Source organism: Planomonospora alba (genome assembly GCF_039534085.1).
GTDB lineage: Bacteria > Actinomycetota > Actinomycetes > Streptosporangiales > Streptosporangiaceae > Planomonospora_B > Planomonospora_B alba.
This window is the reverse complement of record NZ_BAAAUT010000011.1, coordinates 24,872-42,179: the sequence shown is the minus strand read 5'-3', so window position 1 is coordinate 42,179 and position 17,308 is coordinate 24,872. Positions and strand designations below refer to the sequence as shown.

Annotated in this window: 15 protein-coding genes; 12 read left to right on the top strand and 3 right to left on the bottom strand. The window is 73.5% G+C overall.

All coding sequences use genetic code 11. The features are described 5' to 3' along the window. Positions 1–96: 96 nt before the first annotated feature. The 4 genes from ABD823_RS08590 to ABD823_RS08575 all read left to right on the top strand — a co-directional run bounded on the left by ABD823_RS08590 (position 97) and on the right by ABD823_RS08575 (position 3,727). Positions 97–1,296 (top strand): sensor histidine kinase, encoded by a 1,200-nt coding sequence (locus ABD823_RS08590; RefSeq protein WP_344857601.1) that lies wholly within the window; start codon positions 97–99, stop codon positions 1,294–1,296. Next, complete coding sequence (locus ABD823_RS08585; RefSeq protein WP_344857599.1) at positions 1,293–1,952, top strand: response regulator transcription factor; 660 nt, start codon at positions 1,293–1,295, stop codon at positions 1,950–1,952. Before ABD823_RS08590 ends, ABD823_RS08585 begins: the two co-directional genes overlap by 4 nt. A 102-nt stretch (positions 1,953–2,054) precedes the next feature. Further along, a complete protein-coding gene (locus ABD823_RS08580) occupies positions 2,055–2,984 on the top strand; it encodes an ABC transporter ATP-binding protein (RefSeq protein ID WP_344857597.1) in 930 nt (309 codons plus the stop codon). Positions 2,985–2,989: 5 nt separating this feature from the next. After that, complete coding sequence (locus ABD823_RS08575) at positions 2,990–3,727, top strand: ABC transporter permease (RefSeq protein ID WP_344857595.1); 738 nt, start codon at positions 2,990–2,992, stop codon at positions 3,725–3,727. A gap of 103 nt (positions 3,728–3,830) precedes the next feature. Here ABD823_RS08575 and proC read toward each other — a convergent pair whose 3' ends face one another. Together proC and ABD823_RS08565 are read right to left on the bottom strand one after the other, a co-directional pair. Continuing rightward, positions 3,831–4,625, bottom strand: a complete 795-nt coding sequence (gene proC, locus ABD823_RS08570) for a pyrroline-5-carboxylate reductase (protein WP_344857593.1) — start codon at positions 4,623–4,625, stop codon at positions 3,831–3,833. A 183-nt stretch (positions 4,626–4,808) separates the two neighbouring features. Further along, a complete protein-coding gene (locus ABD823_RS08565; RefSeq protein ID WP_344857591.1) occupies positions 4,809–6,860 on the bottom strand; it encodes a neutral/alkaline ceramidase in 2,052 nt (683 codons plus the stop codon). Between the two features lie 262 nt (positions 6,861–7,122). Between ABD823_RS08565 and ABD823_RS08560 the strand changes: the two genes are divergently transcribed. From ABD823_RS08560 to ABD823_RS08530, 7 genes are all read left to right on the top strand, one after another. Further along, positions 7,123–7,632, top strand: coding sequence for a hypothetical protein (locus ABD823_RS08560; RefSeq protein WP_344857589.1), 510 nt, complete (start codon positions 7,123–7,125; stop codon positions 7,630–7,632). A 303-nt stretch (positions 7,633–7,935) separates the two neighbouring features. Further along, positions 7,936–9,807, top strand: coding sequence for a molecular chaperone DnaK (gene dnaK, locus ABD823_RS08555; RefSeq protein ID WP_344857587.1), 1,872 nt, complete (start codon positions 7,936–7,938; stop codon positions 9,805–9,807). A gap of 28 nt (positions 9,808–9,835) precedes the next feature. Beyond that, positions 9,836–10,453, top strand: a complete 618-nt coding sequence (gene grpE, locus ABD823_RS08550) for a nucleotide exchange factor GrpE (protein ID WP_344857585.1) — start codon at positions 9,836–9,838, stop codon at positions 10,451–10,453. 28 nt (positions 10,454–10,481) lie between these two features. Beyond that, positions 10,482–11,666, top strand: coding sequence for a molecular chaperone DnaJ (gene dnaJ / locus ABD823_RS08545; protein WP_344857583.1), 1,185 nt, complete (start codon positions 10,482–10,484; stop codon positions 11,664–11,666). Positions 11,667–11,668: 2 nt separating this feature from the next. After that, on the top strand, positions 11,669–12,016 hold the full coding sequence (locus tag ABD823_RS08540) for a heat shock protein transcriptional repressor HspR (RefSeq protein WP_425566582.1): 348 nt from the start codon (positions 11,669–11,671) through the stop codon (positions 12,014–12,016). Positions 12,017–12,050: 34 nt separating this feature from the next. After that, positions 12,051–14,642 (top strand): ATP-dependent chaperone ClpB, encoded by a 2,592-nt coding sequence (clpB, locus tag ABD823_RS08535; protein WP_344857581.1) that lies wholly within the window; start codon positions 12,051–12,053, stop codon positions 14,640–14,642. A gap of 160 nt (positions 14,643–14,802) precedes the next feature. Beyond that, positions 14,803–15,576, top strand: coding sequence for a hypothetical protein (locus ABD823_RS08530; protein ID WP_344857579.1), 774 nt, complete (start codon positions 14,803–14,805; stop codon positions 15,574–15,576). A gap of 17 nt (positions 15,577–15,593) precedes the next feature. Here the strand turns inward: ABD823_RS08530 and ABD823_RS08525 are convergent, their stop codons facing one another. After that, positions 15,594–16,133, bottom strand: a complete 540-nt coding sequence (locus tag ABD823_RS08525) for a hypothetical protein (protein WP_344857577.1) — start codon at positions 16,131–16,133, stop codon at positions 15,594–15,596. A gap of 170 nt (positions 16,134–16,303) precedes the next feature. Here ABD823_RS08525 and ABD823_RS08520 point away from each other — a divergent pair, with 170 nt between their 5' ends. Then, positions 16,304–17,200 (top strand): hypothetical protein, encoded by an 897-nt coding sequence (locus ABD823_RS08520; protein ID WP_344857575.1) that lies wholly within the window; start codon positions 16,304–16,306, stop codon positions 17,198–17,200. Positions 17,201–17,308 lie beyond the last annotated feature (108 nt).

The following is a 17,308-nucleotide window of genomic DNA, read 5'->3' as shown; positions in this document are numbered from 1 at the left end:
GCGTACCCCCCCGGGGGAACGACGCGCCCGGATACGGAACCCCGGGCGACATGTCCAAAGATGTCCGGCCCGCCGGGCATGCCGTACTGTCGTGCCATGCGTTGGCGGGGTGTGCGGAAGGTCTGGCGGACCCTGGGACGTTCCCGGATCTTCGACGGCCTGCTGGCCGTCCTGGTGCTCGCGTCCGAGACGGTGGCGGCCCTGACCCTGCCCCCCGAGTTCTACGGGTCCCCCACCGGCCCCTCCCACCGGGTCACCGCCGTCGCGATCGCCACGGCCGGGGCCGTCCTCCTGCTCCTGCGGCGCCGCCGCCCGGTCGCGGTCGCCCTCGCCACCCTGGTCCTCGGCACGCTGTGCGCCCTGCTCGGCCTGGGCGAGCCCCTGACCCTGCCCTGCACGATCGGCCTGTACAGCGTGGGGCGCTACGCGGCGGGCAAGACCGCCTGGAGCGTCTCCGCCGTCGCGGTGCTGGTGTCCGGACCGCTCTACCAGCTGTTCCTGGAGCCGCTGCCCTACTCCGCCGTCCCGATCGCCCTCCCCCTCGTCTTCACCGGAATGGGCCAGTTCTTCCGGCTCCGCGGCGAGCTGCGCGAACGCAGGCAGCAGCAGGCGGCCGACGACGCGGTGCGCGCCGAACGCCGCCGCATCGCCCGCGAGCTGCACGACGTCGTGGCCCACCACATCACCACCATCAACGTGCTCGTCGGCGCCGGCCGCACGACCATGGCGAGCGACCCCGAGCGGGCCCAGGAGGCGCTCGTCACCGCCGAGCGCATGGGCCGCGAGGCGATGGCGGAGATGCGGCAGCTGCTGCACGTGCTCCGGGTGGAGGACGACGGCGAGCCGGAGGACCACTCCGGGGCCACGGCGGCCGCCCTCCCGGCGCTGGTCGCGCAGGCGCGCCTGGCGGGGCTCCCGGCCGAGCTGGAGGTGACCGGCCGGGCCGTCCCGCTGCCCTCGGCGGTGGACCACGCCGTCTACCGGGTCGTGCAGGAGTCCCTCACCAACACCCGCAAGCACGCGCACGGCGCCCGCGTCAGCGTCCGGCTCGCCTACCTGCCCGGCTCCGTCGAGGTGGAGGTCCTCGACGACGGGCTCGGCGGGAAGGACGGGGTGCAGCAGGACGGCGGCGGCTTCGGGCTGGGCGGCATGGCCGAGCGGGTGGCGCTGTGCGGAGGGCAGCTGCAGACCGGCCCGCGTCCCGAGGGCGGCTTCCGGGTCCGCGCCCGGATCCCGGTCCCGCAGGTCCGGGATCCGGCACCGGCGGATCCGGCACCGGTGAAGGAGAACCGTTGATCAAGGTACTGCTGGCCGACGACCACGCCCTGGTGCGCACCGGGTTCCGCATGATCATCGACGCCCAGCCCGACATGTCCGTCGTCGGCGAGGCCGCCGACGGCGCGGAGGCCGTACGGCTCAGCCGCGATCTGCGCCCCGAGGTGGTGCTGATGGACGTGCACATGCCCGGCACGGACGGCGTCGCGGCCACCCGGGAGATCAGCGAGGCCCTGCCGGGGACGCGCGTGCTGGGTCTGAGCACGTTCGACCTGGACGAGTACGTGGTGGCGATGCTCCGCGCCGGGGCCTCGGGCTTCCTGCCCAAGGACATCGCGCCCGAGGAACTGGTGGAGGGGGTGCGGACCGTGCACCGGGGGGAGGCGGCCGTGGCGCCCCGGCTGCTCACCCGGCTGATCGGCGCGTTCGTCCGCGCCGACCGGCCCCGGCCCGCGCCCGCGCCCGGCGCGCTCGCCCCGCTCACCGACCGCGAGCGGGAGGTGCTCGTGCTCATCGCGCGCGGGCACTCCAACGGCGAGATCGCCGAACGGCTGGCGGTCTCGCCGTCCACCGTGAAGAACCACGTCACCAGCCTGTTCGCGAAGATCGGCGCGCGCGACCGCGCGCAGGCGGTGATCGCCGCCTACGAGGCGGGGCTCGTCGCACCCGGGGGGTAGGACCAGGGTCCTACCCGGCGGCACCGGCCGTACCGCGCTCCCAGCCCCCGAACCGTCCCGCGGCACGATGTCCCGCGGCCCGCCGGGCGGGAGGCTGGAAGCATGATCGACGTCAAGTCACTCACGAAGCGGTACGGCTCGACCGTCGCCGTGGACGGGCTCTCCTTCGAGGTGCGGCCCGGCCAGGTGACCGGCTTCCTCGGCCCCAACGGCGCGGGCAAGTCGACCACCATGCGCATGATCCTCGGCCTGGACCGGCCGAGCGAGGGCACTGCCCTCATCGACGGCACGCCGTACGGCGCGCTCAGGCACCCGCTGCGCAAGGTCGGCGCGCTGCTGGACGCCAAGGCGGTCCACGGCGGGCGCAGCGCCCGCGACCACCTGCTCTGCCTGGCGCAGAGCAACGGGATCCCGGCCTCGCGGGTGGCGGAGGTGCTCGCCCTCACCGGCCTGACCGCGGTGGCGCGCCGCCGCGTCGGCGGCTTCTCGCTGGGCATGTCGCAGCGGCTGGGCATCGCCGCCGCCCTCCTCGGCGATCCGGAGGTCCTGCTCTTCGACGAGCCGGTGAACGGGCTCGACCCCGAGGGCATCCTGTGGATCCGCACGCTGATGCGGGACCTGGCCGCCGAGGGCCGCGCGGTGTTCGTCTCCAGCCACCTGATGAGCGAGATGGCCCAGACCGCCGACCACCTGGTCGTCATCGGCAGGGGCAGGCTCATCGCCGACACCAGCGTGGACGAGTTCATCGGCCGCAGCTCCCAGGCGTACGTCCGGGTCGGCGGGCCGCGCCTGCCGGAGCTCGCGCGGGTGCTCGGCGGGGCCGGGACCGTGAACGGCGCGGGGACGCGGGTGGAGGTGACGCCCCACGGCGACCACCTGCGGGTGACGGGCATGAGCGCCGCGGCGGTCGGCGAGGCCGCGGCGGGGGCCGGGCTCGCGCTGCACGAGCTGACGCCGGTCGCGCCGTCCCTGGAGGCGGCGTACATGGAACTGACCCAGGACAGCGCCGAGTACACGGGAGTGCGGGCATGACGGGCGTGCTGCGATCGGAATGGACCAAGCTCCGCTCGGTGCGGTCCACCGTGTGGACCCTGCTGGCGGCCGTGGCGCTGATGGTCGGCTTCGGACTGCTGCTCGCCTTCGTCTCCAGGGACCTGGGCGACGAGGCCGGGCTCACCGACGCCACCATGATCAGCCTCTCCGGCTCCTCGTTCGCCTCGCTGGCGGTGGCCTCGCTCGGGGTCCTGGTCATCAGCGGCGAGTACCGCACCGGCATGATCCGCACCACGCTGCTCGCGGTCCCCGGGCGCCTGCGGATGCTGACCGCCAAGGTCGCGGTCTTCGCCGTGACGGCCTTCGCCGTCGCGCTGGCCGCGTCGTTCGCCGCGTTCTTCGCCGGGCAGGCCGTACTGGGGGACAAGGGCGCCGCGCTCGGCGACCCCGGCGTGCTGCGCGCGGTCGTCGGCGCCGGGCTGCTCATCACGGCGAGCGGGATCTTCGGGCTGGCGCTCGGCGCGCTGATCCGGCACACGCCCGGCGCGATCGTCGCGATGACCGCGCTGATCTTCGTCCTGCCGCAGATGACCGGCATGCTGCCCGGCGAGTGGGGCGCGACGGTGCGCAAGTACTTCACCACCAACGCCGGCGACCAGATCGTCCGCGTCGAGGCCGTGGACGGGCAGCTCGGCCCCTGGGCCGGCTTCGGGGTCTACTGCGCCTGGATCGCGGTCACCCTGGTCGCCGCCGCGGTGCTGCTGCGGCGCCGGGACGCCTGACGGCCCGGGCGCCGTCCGCGGCCCCGCGCCCGGGAGCGCGGACGGAAACGGGCCCCCGCCGGATCGGCGCGGGCCCGTTTCCGTACGGGCATCCCGCGGCGCGTCAGCCGGAGGCGAGCTGGCGGCCGCGGTCCCGGGCCGCCTCGATGGCGGCCAGGAAGGCCGCGCGGACGCTGTGGCGCTCCAGCTCGGCGATGGCCGCGATCGTGGTGCCGCCGGGCGAGGTGACCGCCTCGCGGAGGATGACGGGGTGCTCGCCCGAGTCGCGGAGCATGATGGCGGCGCCGACGATCGACTGGGTGACCATGTCGAGCGCGGCGGCGCGCGGCATGCCGAGCAGGATGCCGGCGTCGACCATCGCCTCGACCAGGTAGAAGAAGTAGGCGGGACCGCTGCCGGACAGCGCGGTGGCGGCGTCCTGCTGGGACTCGGGGATGCGCAGCACCTTGCCGACCGGCCGCAGCAGGTCCTCGGTGCGCCGCAGGTGCTCCTCTGCCGCGTGCGTGCCCGCGGAGATCACGCTCATCGCCTCGTCCACCAGCACCGGCGTGTTGGACATCACCCGGACCACCGGGACCTCCCCGCCGAGCCGGGCCTCCACGAACGCGGTCGTGATGCCCGCCGCCGCCGAGATCACCAGGGTGCCGGCCGGGACGCAGGGGGCGATCTCCGCCAGCAGCGCCCCCATGTCCTGCGGCTTGACGGCGAGGATGAGGGTGTCGGCGTCCTTGGCGGCCTCGGTGTTGGACAGCACCCGCACGCCGTACCGCTCCCGCAGCGTCTCGGCCCGCTCGGCGCGCCGGGCGGTCGCGATCACGTCGTCCGGCCTGGTCCCGGCCCGGAGCAGTCCGGACAGCAGCGCCTCGCCCATCTTTCCGGTACCGAGAATCGCGATCATGCCAGCGCACCTTAGTTCTTCGCCTAGGGATCGGGAACGACCAGCCTACGGGGTGCGCCGGCGCGGCGGCACGGCGAGCCCGGCCGTCCGCGGGGGGACGGCCGGGCGGTCCGGGGAGCGGCGGCCGGGCGCGCGGGCCGTACGGCGTGCCGGCCGTACGGCCCGCGGACGGCGGCCGGGCGGTCAGGAGACGGTGAAGGCCCTGGAGACGCCGGTGAACGGGGTGACCCCGCCGAACAGGTTCCGCCGGTCCCCGAAGTGGACCACGCGGTAGGTGCCGACCGGGGTGTCCGGGGCGACGTCCCAGGTGACGGTGGCCTTGGAGGTGCCGGTGAGGGCGTTCAGGCGGGTCCAGCGGAACCTCGTCGCCCAGTCGCCGTCGTCCAGATGGCGCTCCCACCGGCCGTCCACCAGGCGCTGCACCTCCAGGAAGGTCCCGTTGCGGTGCAGGTCGTTCTTCGGGTGCCCGGTGACGAACTCGGCCTCCACCCGCTCGCCGCGCCGGTAGGAGGCGGCGGGCTGGACCAGCACCTGCCCGAACGAGGTGGACGGCGGCGCGCTGTCGAGCACCACGCCCGTCTGGAGGGTGAACTGCCGCCCCGACAGGTCGGGCGGGGCCTGGCCCGCCTCGACCGGGGCGCCGTCCCGCAGGGCCGCGGCGAGCTTGGCGAACTCCTGCTGGTAGGCGGGCAGGGTGTTGGGACCGTACAGCGTCGAGCCGCCCTCGTACTGCTGGAGCCGGTACTCCTCCGGTGTGGTCACGTACTGGCTGTAGGCGTTGGCGTAGCCCTGCAGCAGCACGTTCTCCAGCGGCACGCCCAGCTCCTCGGCGACCGTGCGCCGGATGCGCAGCCCGGAGACGATCGTGAACTCCGCGGGCCCGGCCACCAGGTACAGCTGCCCGATCCTCATGATCTGCAGCGGCAGGATCCTCGGTGTCACGGGCACCGGGTCGGTGATCAGGCCGGTCGGCACCAGGTTGGCCTTGGGCGCCTGGCAGGCGAGCAGCGACGCCGACGGCTGGACGTCGAGCGAGGCCAGCAGGGCGCCGATCGGTCCCGTCATGCCCTCCCGGAAGCCGGGGATGGCCGGGCCGTCCTCGGTGCTGCCCGCGATCGTGGACGCGCCGACCATGGCGGTGCAGGTGCGGCCCGGCTTCCCGTCCGGGGTGTACTTCCCGTCGACGGCGACGTCCTCCATGTCGACGAAGCGCATCCGCGCGTCGACGCCGCCGGTGACCGGGGTCGCCGCGCGGTCGTAGATCTCCTTGGCCCGGGCGAACTGGCGCTCGCCGATGATCCGGGTGTTGGCGAACTCGTCCTCGGTGGGGCCCGAGCCCGGCCGCAGGTTCAGGTTGGGCGACATGTCGCCGGCGTTGGTGTTGGGGAAGGCCGCGACGAAGCCCGGCGCGTCGTCCAGGTAGCGCACGCCCTCGTGGTCGTGCTCCCAGCGGTAGGCCGCGTACCCCTTGTTGTCCCCGCTGACGAGGGTGTTGGCGTTCGTCAGGGACGTGTTGTGGGTGGCGAACCAGCTGATCGCGCCCACGTCGGCGCCGCCCTGCTTGAAGCGCAGGACGGTCATCGCCGGGTCGATCGCGCCGGGGAAGGCCGCCCTGTCCCGCGCCGGGTTCCGCTCGAAGGCCGTGCGGGACCGGTTCACGCTGGCGTCGGCGAGCTCGCCCCGGCCGAGGGAGACGGTGCCCGGCTTCAGGTCGTCGTGGGCCTCGGCGACCGACTCCACGATCCCGTCGACGATCGCGCCGAAGGTGTCCTTCTGGAAGCCGAGGCTGGCGAGGTTGTAGGCCAGGTGGTGGGAGTGGCCGCCCGGGCCCGCGTGCGTGTGCGTCGCCGACAGCAGCACGTTCTGCTCGCCGTACAGCGAGCCGTACCGCTGCCGCAGCCTCTCGATCACCTTCTGCCGGACCGCGTCGAAGATCATGGCGAGGTCGGCGCTGACGTAGACGACGCGCCTGCCGGTGGCCCTGTCGACGATGACGAAGGCCCTCGAACGCTGGCGCTGGTGCAGGCCGGTGGCCTTCTGCTCGAAGCTGGAGTAACCCATCATGCCGACCTCGGCGATCTCTCCGGTGACGTCGGAGAGGCCCCGGCCGACCAGGTAGGGGGCGGGATCGCCCCCGGCGTGCGCCGTCGCCGGCGGCGCCGGCAGGAGCGGTGCGGCCAGGGCCGCGGCGAGCAGCAGGGACAGGGACCGGGTTCTGGAGCGCGCGGACCGCATGCAGTCTCCTGGGGGGTGGAACCTGACGGGGTGGATCTGCGGGAGTGGGCCTGTCGGGGACGTGCGGGTGGCGTGTCGGCGGAAGGAAGGGGAGCGGCCGGTGCCGGGACCGGCCGGGGCGCGTGCAGTGGGGCACCCGGTCCGCCGGCCGGCGCGCCACGAGGAAACATGAGTCCTGCTCATGCTGCGTCCGGCGCGGAACGCTGTCAAGACTCGGGGTAAGGATCCTGAACCGCCCGCCGGCCGGGTCCGTCATAGGGGTATGCGTAGGCTCACGATCCCGCTGCTGACGGGAACCCTGCTCCTGGCCGCGGGCTGCGGAACCGAGACCGGGACCGGCGCCGGATCCACCGCGGCCGGCTCCCCCGCCACCGGGTCCACCGGGTCGCCGGTGCCCCCGGAGACCGCCACCGCCCCCTCCCTGCCGGTGGCGAGCACCGTCGCCCCCAGGGACGAACCCACCCGGGGCCCCAAGCCGGTCAAGGCCACCGGCGACACCGTCGATCCCCGCAAGGTGCGGTGGCTGACCGCCAAGCGCCACCAGAACGACCGGACCCTCCGGATCGTCTGGTGGTCGGGGGTCGAGCCCTGCAACGTGCTCGACCGGGTGACCGTGAAGGAGACCTCCGGGCGGGTGACCGTCACCCTCTGGGAGGGGCCCAGCAGCACGGTGCAGAACGTCGCCTGCATCGAGATCGCCATCCAGAAGTCGACCACGGTCAAGCTCAAGAAGCCCCTCGGCGGACGCAAGATCGTCGACGGCGCCCGCTGAGCGGCCCTCGCCGGTCCGCACCGAGCGCTCCCGGCCCCCGGCGGATCCCGCCGGGATGCGCGCTCCGGGCCCCGGGGCGCGCACCCCGGGGCCCGGGGACGCGACCCCACGCCCCGCGCCCGCAGGGGAATCACACACCCGGCGCCCCACGCCCCGCACGGAAACCTCCGTCGTTCCCCTGATAGGGGGAATGTCTTCGCGCTCCTTTAGGTTGAGCCCCATAGACTCAAGTCGTTTGACAAACATCCTGCGATACCCGACTATGAGTCAGACCGACTCAACTTTGACTACAAGGACGTACTCATGGCACGTGCGGTAGGTATCGACCTGGGGACGACCAACTCCGTCGTCTCGATCCTCGAGGGCGGTGAGCCCACCGTCATCGCCAACGCGCAGGGCTCGCGGACCACGCCGTCCGTGGTCGCGTTCGCGAAGAACGGCGAGGTCCTGGTCGGTGAGGTCGCCAAGCGGCAGGCCGTCACCAACGTGGACCGGACGATCCGCTCGGTCAAGCGCGAGATTGGCACCAACTGGTCCAAGGAGATCGACGGCAAGAAGTTCTCCCCCCAGCAGATCAGCGCCTTCGTCCTGCAGAAGCTCAAGCAGGACGCCGAGGCATACCTGGGCGAGAAGATCACCGACGCCGTGATCACCGTCCCGGCCTACTTCAACGACGCCCAGCGCCAGGCCACCAAGGAGGCCGGCCAGATCGCGGGTCTCAACGTCCTGCGCATCATCAACGAGCCGACGGCCGCGGCCCTCGCCTACGGCCTCGACAAGGACCAGGACCAGACGATCCTGGTCTTCGACCTCGGCGGCGGCACCTTCGACGTGTCCCTGCTCGACGTCGGCCAGGAGGACGGCCACGGCTTCGTCGAGGTCAAGGCCACCAGCGGCGACAACCACCTCGGCGGTGACGACTGGGACCAGCGCGTCGTCGACGAGCTGGTCAACCGGTTCAAGAACGCCCACGGCGTCGACCTGTCCAAGGACAAGATGGCTCTCCAGCGGCTGCGCGAGGCGGCGGAGAAGGCCAAGATCGAGCTGTCCAGCCAGTCCGAGACGAGCATCAACCTGCCCTACATCACGGCCTCCGCCGAGGGCCCGCTCCACCTGGACGAGAAGCTCACCCGCGCCGAGTTCCAGCGGCTCACCGCCGACCTGCTCGAGCGCTGCAAGGGCCCGTTCCACCAGGTCATCAAGGACGCCGGCATCAAGGTCTCCGACATCGCGCACGTCGTGCTCGTCGGCGGCTCGACCCGCATGCCCGCCGTCACCGAGCTGGTCAAGGAGCTGACCGGCGGCAAGGAGCCCAACAAGGGCGTGAACCCGGACGAGGTCGTCGCCATCGGCGCCGCCCTGCAGGCCGGCGTGCTCAAGGGCGAGGTCAAGGACGTCCTGCTGCTCGACGTGACCCCGCTCTCGCTGGGCATCGAGACCAAGGGCGGCATCTTCACCAAGATCATCGAGCGCAACACCACGATCCCGACCAAGCGCTCGGAGGTCTTCACCACGGCCGAGGACAACCAGCCGTCGGTGCAGATCCAGGTCTACCAGGGCGAGCGCGAGATCGCGGCCTACAACAAGAAGCTGGCCACCTTCGAGCTGACCGGCATCGCCCCGGCGCCGCGCGGCATCCCGCAGATCGAGGTCACCTTCGACATCGACGCCAACGGCATCGTCAACGTCTCCGCCAAGGACCTCGGCACCGGCAAGGAGCAGACGATGACCATCACCGGCGGCTCCGCGCTGCCGAAGGAGGACATCGAGCGCATGATGCGCGAGGCCGAGTCCTACGCGGAGGAGGACAAGCGCCGCCGCGAGGAGGCCGAGACGCGCAACAACGCCGACTCGCTCGTCTACCAGACGGAGAAGTTCCTCAGCGACAACGCCGACAAGGTGCCGGACGACGTCAAGACCGAGGTCACCGACGCCGTCGCCGAGGTGAAGAAGGCGCTGGAGGGCACCGACACGGCCGCCATCCGCACCGCCGCGGAGAAGCTCGCCGCCGTCAGCCAGAAGATGGGTTCGGCGATCTACGCCCAGGCGCAGGGAGCCGGGGCCCAGCCCGGCGCCGGTGCCGAGGACGCGGCCGGCGACCAGCGGGCCGACGAGGACGTGGTCGAGGCGGAGATCGTGGACGACGAGCCGAAGCGCGAGAACGACGCGAAGTGACGGCAGGCGAGCCGAGGGGAGCACGACCGTGAACACGCGTGAGAACGGTTCCGGGGAGGAGCCCGTGATCCGCGACAACCGGAAGATCGACCCGGAGACCGGGCAGCCCCGCGCGAACGGCGAGGCGGAGCAGGAGCGGGCCGGCCAGGCCGCCGGGGCTCCGGAGACCGGCAAGCCCGGCTCCGCGGCCGACCCGGCCGCCGTCGAGCTGGCCACCCAGCTCGCCGAGCGCACGGCGGACCTGCAGCGCCTGCAGGCGGAGTACTCCAACTACCGCAAGCGGGTCGAGCGGGACCGCATGCTGATCAAGGAGCAGGCCGTGGCCGGCGCGCTGACCGAGCTGCTCCCGGTCCTGGACGACATCGGCCGGGCCCGTGACCACGGAGAGCTCACCGGGGGCTTCGCCAAGGTGGCCGAGGCGCTGGAGTCGGTCCTCGGCAAGCTGGGACTCAGCCCCTTCGGCTCCAAGGGCGACCTGTTCGACCCGGAGGTGCACGAGGCGCTGATGCACAGCTACTCGGCCGACGTCACCGAGCCGACCTGCGTGGAGATCCTGCAGCCCGGCTACCGGATCGGCGAGCGCGTCCTCCGCCCCGCGCGGGTCGCGGTCGCCGAGCCCGGTGAGCCCGAGTCGAACGACGACTGATCCACCCCCTCTTGGAGAAGGAAGACAGATGAGCACCAAGGACTACCTGGAGAAGGACTACTACGCCGTCCTTGGTGTGCCCAAGTCCGCCACCGCCGAAGAGATCAAGAAGGCGTACCGGAAGCTGGCCAGGCAGTACCACCCGGACGCCAACCAGGGCAGTTCCGAGACCGAGGCGAAGTTCAAGGAGGTCTCCGAGGCCTACGACGTCCTGTCCGACGCCAAGCGCCGCAAGGAGTACGACGAGGCGCGCGCGCTGTTCGGATCGGGACTCGGCGGTTACGCGGGTGCCGGAGGGGGTGCCCGCGGGGGCGGGTTCCCCTTCGACCTGGGGGACCTGTTCGGCGGCACCGCCCAGCAGGGCGCCGGGGACCGCATCGGCGACCTCTTCGGCGGCCTGTTCGGCGGCCGGGGCGGCGCCACCCGCCCCGGCGGCACCACCAGGCGGGCCCGGCGCGGCCAGGACGTCGAGTCGGAGGTGACGCTCTCCTTCACCGAGGCGGCGGAGGGCACCACCGTCTCGCTCCGGCTCACCAGCTCCTCCTCCTGCGGCGCCTGCGCCGGCACCGGCGCCAAGGCCGGGACCACCCCGCGGGTCTGCCCGACCTGCGAGGGCACCGGCGCGGCCAGCCGGAACCTGGGCAACTTCGCCTTCTCCGAGCCGTGCCGCGACTGCAAGGGCCGCGGCCTGCTGGTCGACGACCCGTGCCCGGTCTGCGACGGGAGCGGACGGGGCAGGAGCACCCGCACCATCCAGGCCCGTATCCCGGCCGGGGTCGGCGACGGCCAGCGCATCAAGCTCAAGGCGAAGGGCGCGCCCGGCGAGAACGGCGGTCCGGCCGGCGACCTGTACGTCCAGGTCCACGTCAAGCCGCACCCGGTCTTCGGGCGCTCCGGCGAGAACCTGACGGTCACCGTGCCGGTCACCTTCACCGAGGCGGCCCTCGGCGCGGAGATCAAGGTGCCGACCCTCAAGGGCATGCCGGTCACCCTGCGCATCCCGCCGGGCACCCCGAACGGCCGCACCTTCCGGGTCCGCGGCCGCGGGGTCACCCGCAAGGACGGCACCAAGGGCGACCTGCTCGTCACGGTCGAGGTCCTGGTGCCGCAGAAGCTCGACGACAAGGCACGCTCCGTCCTGGAGGAGTTCCGCGACGCCACCTCCGGCGGTGACCCGCGCGCCGAGCTGATCCAACAGGCCAGAAGCGAGTAGCCATGGACGCCAACTACTTCGATCTGTCGGATGACACCCCTGTCTACGTGATCTCGGTGGCCGCCCAGCTGTCGGGGCTGCACCCGCAGACCCTTCGGCAGTACGACCGCCTCGGCCTGGTCAGGCCGGGCCGTACGGCGGGCCGCGGGCGGCTCTACTCCACCCGCGACATCCTGATGCTCCGCGAGGTCCAGCGGCTCTCCCAGGAGGAGGGCATCAACCTCGCGGGCATCAAGCGGATCCTGGAGTTGGAGAACGAAGTCATGCGCCTGCGCGAGGAGAACCACCGCCTGCGCGCGGAGGTCGCGACGATCCGCGCCCTGATCCAGTACCAGCTACCACCCGCCTGACACCCGCAGCCACCACGACCGGGGGGACTGTCCCATGGACTACAAGCTGACGCAGAAGAGCCAGGAGGCGGTCTCCTCCGCCATCCGGCGCGCCGCCGCCGAGGGCAACCCGGAGGTCGCCCCGGTCCACCTGTTCGCGGCCCTGCTCGCCCAGACCGGCGGCACCGCCGTACCCCTGCTGGAGGCCGTCGGCGCCGACGCCAAGCAGCTGCGCACCGAGGCGGAGACGCAGCTGGCGGCCCTGCCGAAGGCGCAGGGCTCGACGGTCAGCGCCCCCACCAGCTCCCGGCAGCTGCTCGCCGTGCTGCACACCGCGGCCGAGCGGGCCCGCCGTCTGGAGGACGAGTACGTCTCGACCGAGCACCTGATGGTCGGGCTGGCCGCCGACGGCGGCCCGGTCGCCGAGCTGCTGAGGTCGCGCGGGGCCGGCCCGGACGCGCTGCTGGAGGCCTTCGAGAAGGTGCGCGGGCGCGCCAAGGTCACCAGCGAGACCCCCGAGGACACCTACCAGGCGCTGCAGAAGTACGGCGTGGACCTGACCGAGCGGGCCCGCGCCGGCAAGCTCGACCCGGTGATCGGCCGCGACACGGAGATCCGCCGGGTGGTGCAGGTGCTCAGCCGCCGCACCAAGAACAACCCCGTGCTCATCGGCGAGCCCGGCGTGGGCAAGACCGCGGTCGTGGAGGGTCTGGCCCAGCGGATCGTCGCCGGCGACGTGCCCTCCAGCCTGAAGGACAAGCGCCTGATCGCCCTCGACCTGAGCGCGATGGTCGCCGGCGCCAAGTTCCGCGGCGAGTTCGAGGAGCGCCTCAAGGCCGTGCTCAACGAGATCAAGGAGAGCGAGGGGCAGGTCGTCACCTTCATCGACGAGCTGCACACCATGGTCGGCGCGGGCGCGGCCGAGGGCGCCATGGACGCGGGCAACATGCTCAAACCCATGCTGGCCCGCGGCGAGCTGCGGATGATCGGCGCGACCACGCTCGACGAGTACCGCGAGCGCATCGAGAAGGACCCAGCGCTGGAGCGCCGCTTCCAGCAGGTCTACGTGGGCGAGCCCTCCGTCGAGGACACCATCGCGATCCTGCGCGGCCTCAAGGGCCGCTACGAGGCGCACCACCAGGTCCAGATCTCCGACGGCGCGCTGGTCGCCGCCGCCGCGCTCTCCGACCGCTACATCACCTCCCGGTTCCTGCCCGACAAGGCGATCGACCTCATCGACGAGGCGGCCTCCCGGCTCCGCATGGAGATCGACTCCCGTCCCGTGGAGATCGACCAGCTCCAGCGGAACGTCGACCGGATGATGATGGAGGAGCTGGCGCTCGCCAAGGAGACCGACGAGAGCAGCCGGCAGCGGCTGGAGCGGCTCCGCGCCGAGCTGGCCGACCGCAAGGAGGAGCTGAACGCCCTGGTGGCCCGTTGGGAGCGGGAGAAGGCCGGGCTCAACCGGGTCGGCGACCTGAAGAAGCAGCTCGACGAGGCCCGCAGCGCGGCCGAGCGGGCCCAGCGCGACGGCGACTTCGAGACCGCCTCCCGGCTGATGTACGGCGAGGTGCCCCGGCTGGAGGCCGAGCTGGCCGAGGCCAGCACGGTGGCGGAGCCGCAGGACGCCATGGTCAAGGAGGAGGTCGGCCCCGACGACATCGCCGAGGTCATCTCGTCCTGGACGGGCATCCCGGCCGGCCGCCTGCTGGAGGGCGAGACCGCCAAGCTGCTGCGCATGGAGGAGGAGATCGGCGCCCGGCTGATCGGCCAGCGCGACGCCGTGCGGGCCGTCTCCGACGCCGTCCGGCGGGCCCGGGCGGGCATCGCCGACCCCGACCGGCCGACCGGCGGCTTCCTGTTCCTCGGCCCCACCGGCGTCGGCAAGACCGAGCTGGCCAAGGCCCTGGCGGAGTTCCTGTTCGACGACGAGCGGGCCATGGTCCGCATCGACATGAGCGAGTACTCCGAGAAGCACAGCGTGGCCCGGCTGGTCGGCGCCCCGCCCGGCTACGTCGGCTACGAGGAGGGCGGCCAGCTCACCGAGGCCGTGCGGCGCCGGCCGTACACCGTGGTGCTGCTGGACGAGGTGGAGAAGGCCCACCCGGAGGTCTTCGACATCCTGCTCCAGGTCCTGGACGACGGCCGGCTCACCGACGGGCAGGGCCGCACGGTCGACTTCCGCAACACGATCCTGATCCTCACCTCCAACCTCGGCTCGCAGTTCCTGGTGGACCCGACGATGGAGAACGGCGCCAAGCGCGAGGCCGTGATGAACACGGTCAGAAGCGCGTTCAAGCCGGAGTTCCTGAACCGGCTCGACGACGTGATCCTGTTCGACGCGCTCGGCAGCGAGGAGCTGTCCAAGATCGTCGATCTGCAGGTGGCGCACCTCGCCCGGCGGCTGGCCGACCGGAGGCTCACCCTCACCGTCTGCCCCGCCGCCCGCGACTGGCTGGCCCTGACCGGCTACGACCCCCTGTACGGCGCCCGCCCGCTGCGCCGGCTGGTCCAGTCGGCCATCGGCGACCCGCTGGCCCGCAAGGTGCTCTCCGGTGAGATCCAGGACGGCGACGAGGTGCTCGTGGACCTCGACCAGGAGCACGACTCCCTGACGGTCGGCACGGCCGACAGGGCGGCCCCGTGACCCGGTGACCCGGGCCCGCGCGGCCTCGCGGCCCCGGGTCCCGTGATCGGGTAAGGGATTTCCCAGCATTGGGTCAAGCCCGCCCCCGCAAAGTCCCCCCCTGTTACGTTCGACAGTCAATCGGACCATCAGGGGTGTCGGGGAAGCGCAGGGGGCGGGCGTGTCGAACGGCTCACGGAGCGCTCGGGGGCTCCTGGCGGTGCTGCTCGCCGCGGCCTGCGCGGCGGGGACCGCGACGCCCCCGGCGGCGGCCGCGGAGCCCTGCCCGCGGCGGGGCGACGCGGCGGGCGCGCCGGGCTCCGGGGGCCGGGACACCTCCTGCCGGCCCTCCCGGCCCCCGGTGGTGGGGCGGTGGGCCCCGGACGCCCCGGTGGCCGGACACCCTCCGGCCCCGGCCGCGCGGCCGCGGGCGACCGGCCGGTCCGGCACCCGCGCGTCACTGCCGGCCCCGGACCTGCTCGCGCAGGCCACCGGCCTGTCCGGTCTCTCCCGCGCCTCCGCCGTGCTCAGCTTCGCCGATGTCGGCGGGGTGGCCGGCGCTCTCGGCTTCCCCGCCCTGCCCCTCGGCGTGCCGGGCTATCCCGGCCTGGTGTGGGTGGAGTTCGTCTACCCGATCCCGGACCTGCCCGGACTGCCGAGCGCGCCGTCACCCGTCGTGCACCCCGTCGCCGTGCCCTCGGTGCCGCCGTTCGCGAACGCCGCCGGCGTGCTGACGAACGGCACCGTCCTGGCGCTGCCCGCGCCGATGCCGCCGCCCCGCCGGGCCACGGGGAGGATCGTGCGGGGGAGCACCCCTCCGGCCGCCACCCGGCAGGTCCCGGCCGCGCCCCGCACCGAGGCCACGGAGCCCCCGCCCGAGCGCGGGCAGCGGCGCAGGCTCCCGATCCTGGACGGGGTGCTCCCGGACCTGCCGCTGGACCGCGCGCTGCCGTGACCGGTGCGGTGCCCGGCTCAGCGCGCGGTGTCGAGCAGCCCGTCCAGGTCGTCCTCCGGCAGCCCGAGATCCACCCGGATCCGGTAGCGGACGCGCAGCAGCGCGGCGTGCTCCGCCCCGCCCGGCTCCGCGTCGCCGATGCCCCGGGTGGCCCAGGCGTGGGCCTGGCGCGGGTCGCCGTACGCGACGAGGGTCTCGGCGATGCTCAGCGCGGTGGCCGGGGAGACCGCCCCGCCGGACTCGATCGCCTCGATCACCTGCCGGGCCTCGTCGGGCCGCCCGAGCTCGAAGAGGGTGTCGGCGACCCCTGCCCGGGGATCCGCACCCGCCTCCCCGCCGTCGTCCGCGGCCCGCTGGAAGCAGTGGAGGGCACGGGCCGGCCGGCCCGCCTGCCGCCATTCCTCGGCGGCGAGCACGAGGACCGCCGCCCGCGAGAGGTCGCCGGACACGTACGCCTCCGCCAGCTCTTCGAGCCGCCGGGCGAGGCTTTCGTGATCGTCGGCCATGAGTGCCTGGTCGAGCAGCCGGTCGAGCTGCTCACGTGTCACATGCGCCACAGCGCGAGCGTACCGAGCGGGACTCTGTTTCGTCCGCCCAATGCACAGGTATGCGTTACGCAACTACACGTGCACATTTGTTCACGCTGAGCTTTTATCCGTAGGAAGCGGGCATATCCCGGACGCCTCCTGCTCCAGGAGCGGTGCCTTTCGAAGGAGGTGCGATGGGCATGTCCAGGCAGATGACCTTCACCCTGACGTGCGCGGCGCTTCTCTCCGTGATCGTCCCGGGATGCGCCGGATATCTCTCGGCGCGGCTGGAGGCCATCGACCAGGCCCACCGCAGGCTCGCCTCCATGGAGACCCGGCTGCGCGAGGCCGGTCTGCCCGGCCCGGCCCTCGCCGTGCCCCCCTTCCCGCTCTGCGGCCCCTCGTACCGCTCCGCGCCGAAGGCGCGGCAGACGGCCGCGGCGCACGCCCCGCACCGGGCGCGCGGGAAGAAGGGCGGCGAGCGCGACCGCACCGACCGCCGGGGACGGGAGCGGGACGGGGCCGCGGAACCGGGCACGCCGCGGCAGGCGCCGCCCGGTACGGACGGCACGGCGGGGGACTCCTGGGCAGGCGCCTCGGGCACCGTCCCGGACACCGCGCTCGCCCTCGGCACGGAGGAGACGCCGGAGGCCGGAGAGGCGGGACCCGTGTACGGCACGGCGGTGGGCACCGCGGCGGACACGGTGCCGGACACCGCGGCGGACACGGCGGGCACGGTGCCGGCGGCCGCGGACACCGGCACGGAGGCCGCGGACACCGGCACGGAGGCCGCGGACACCGGCACGGAGGCCGCGGAGTCCGGGGAGGCCGGGAGCGTGGGGGACACCGCACCGGGCACCGGGCGGGACCGGGCCGCCACCGGGCGGGCACCCGCGGCGGAGGCCGGGACGCCGTCCGGCGGCGGCGAGGGCCGGCGCCCCGGCGCCCCGTCCGGCCCGCGGACATGGCTCCCGGGCACCGCGCAGGCCGACGGCCTCTGGCCGCCGATCGCCCCGCACGCCCACACCGGGCAGACCTTCCCCTTCGGGAACCCGCCCGTCCTGCCCCTGTCCGCCCCGCGCTTCGCGCTCTGGTGATCCCGCCGCCCGGACCCGTCCCGCGCGCGTCCGGCCCCTGAGCACCCCGCCCCGCGCGCCCCTGCGGCCGCCGTCCCGGGCGCGGGCACCGTCCGGACCGGCCCGCGT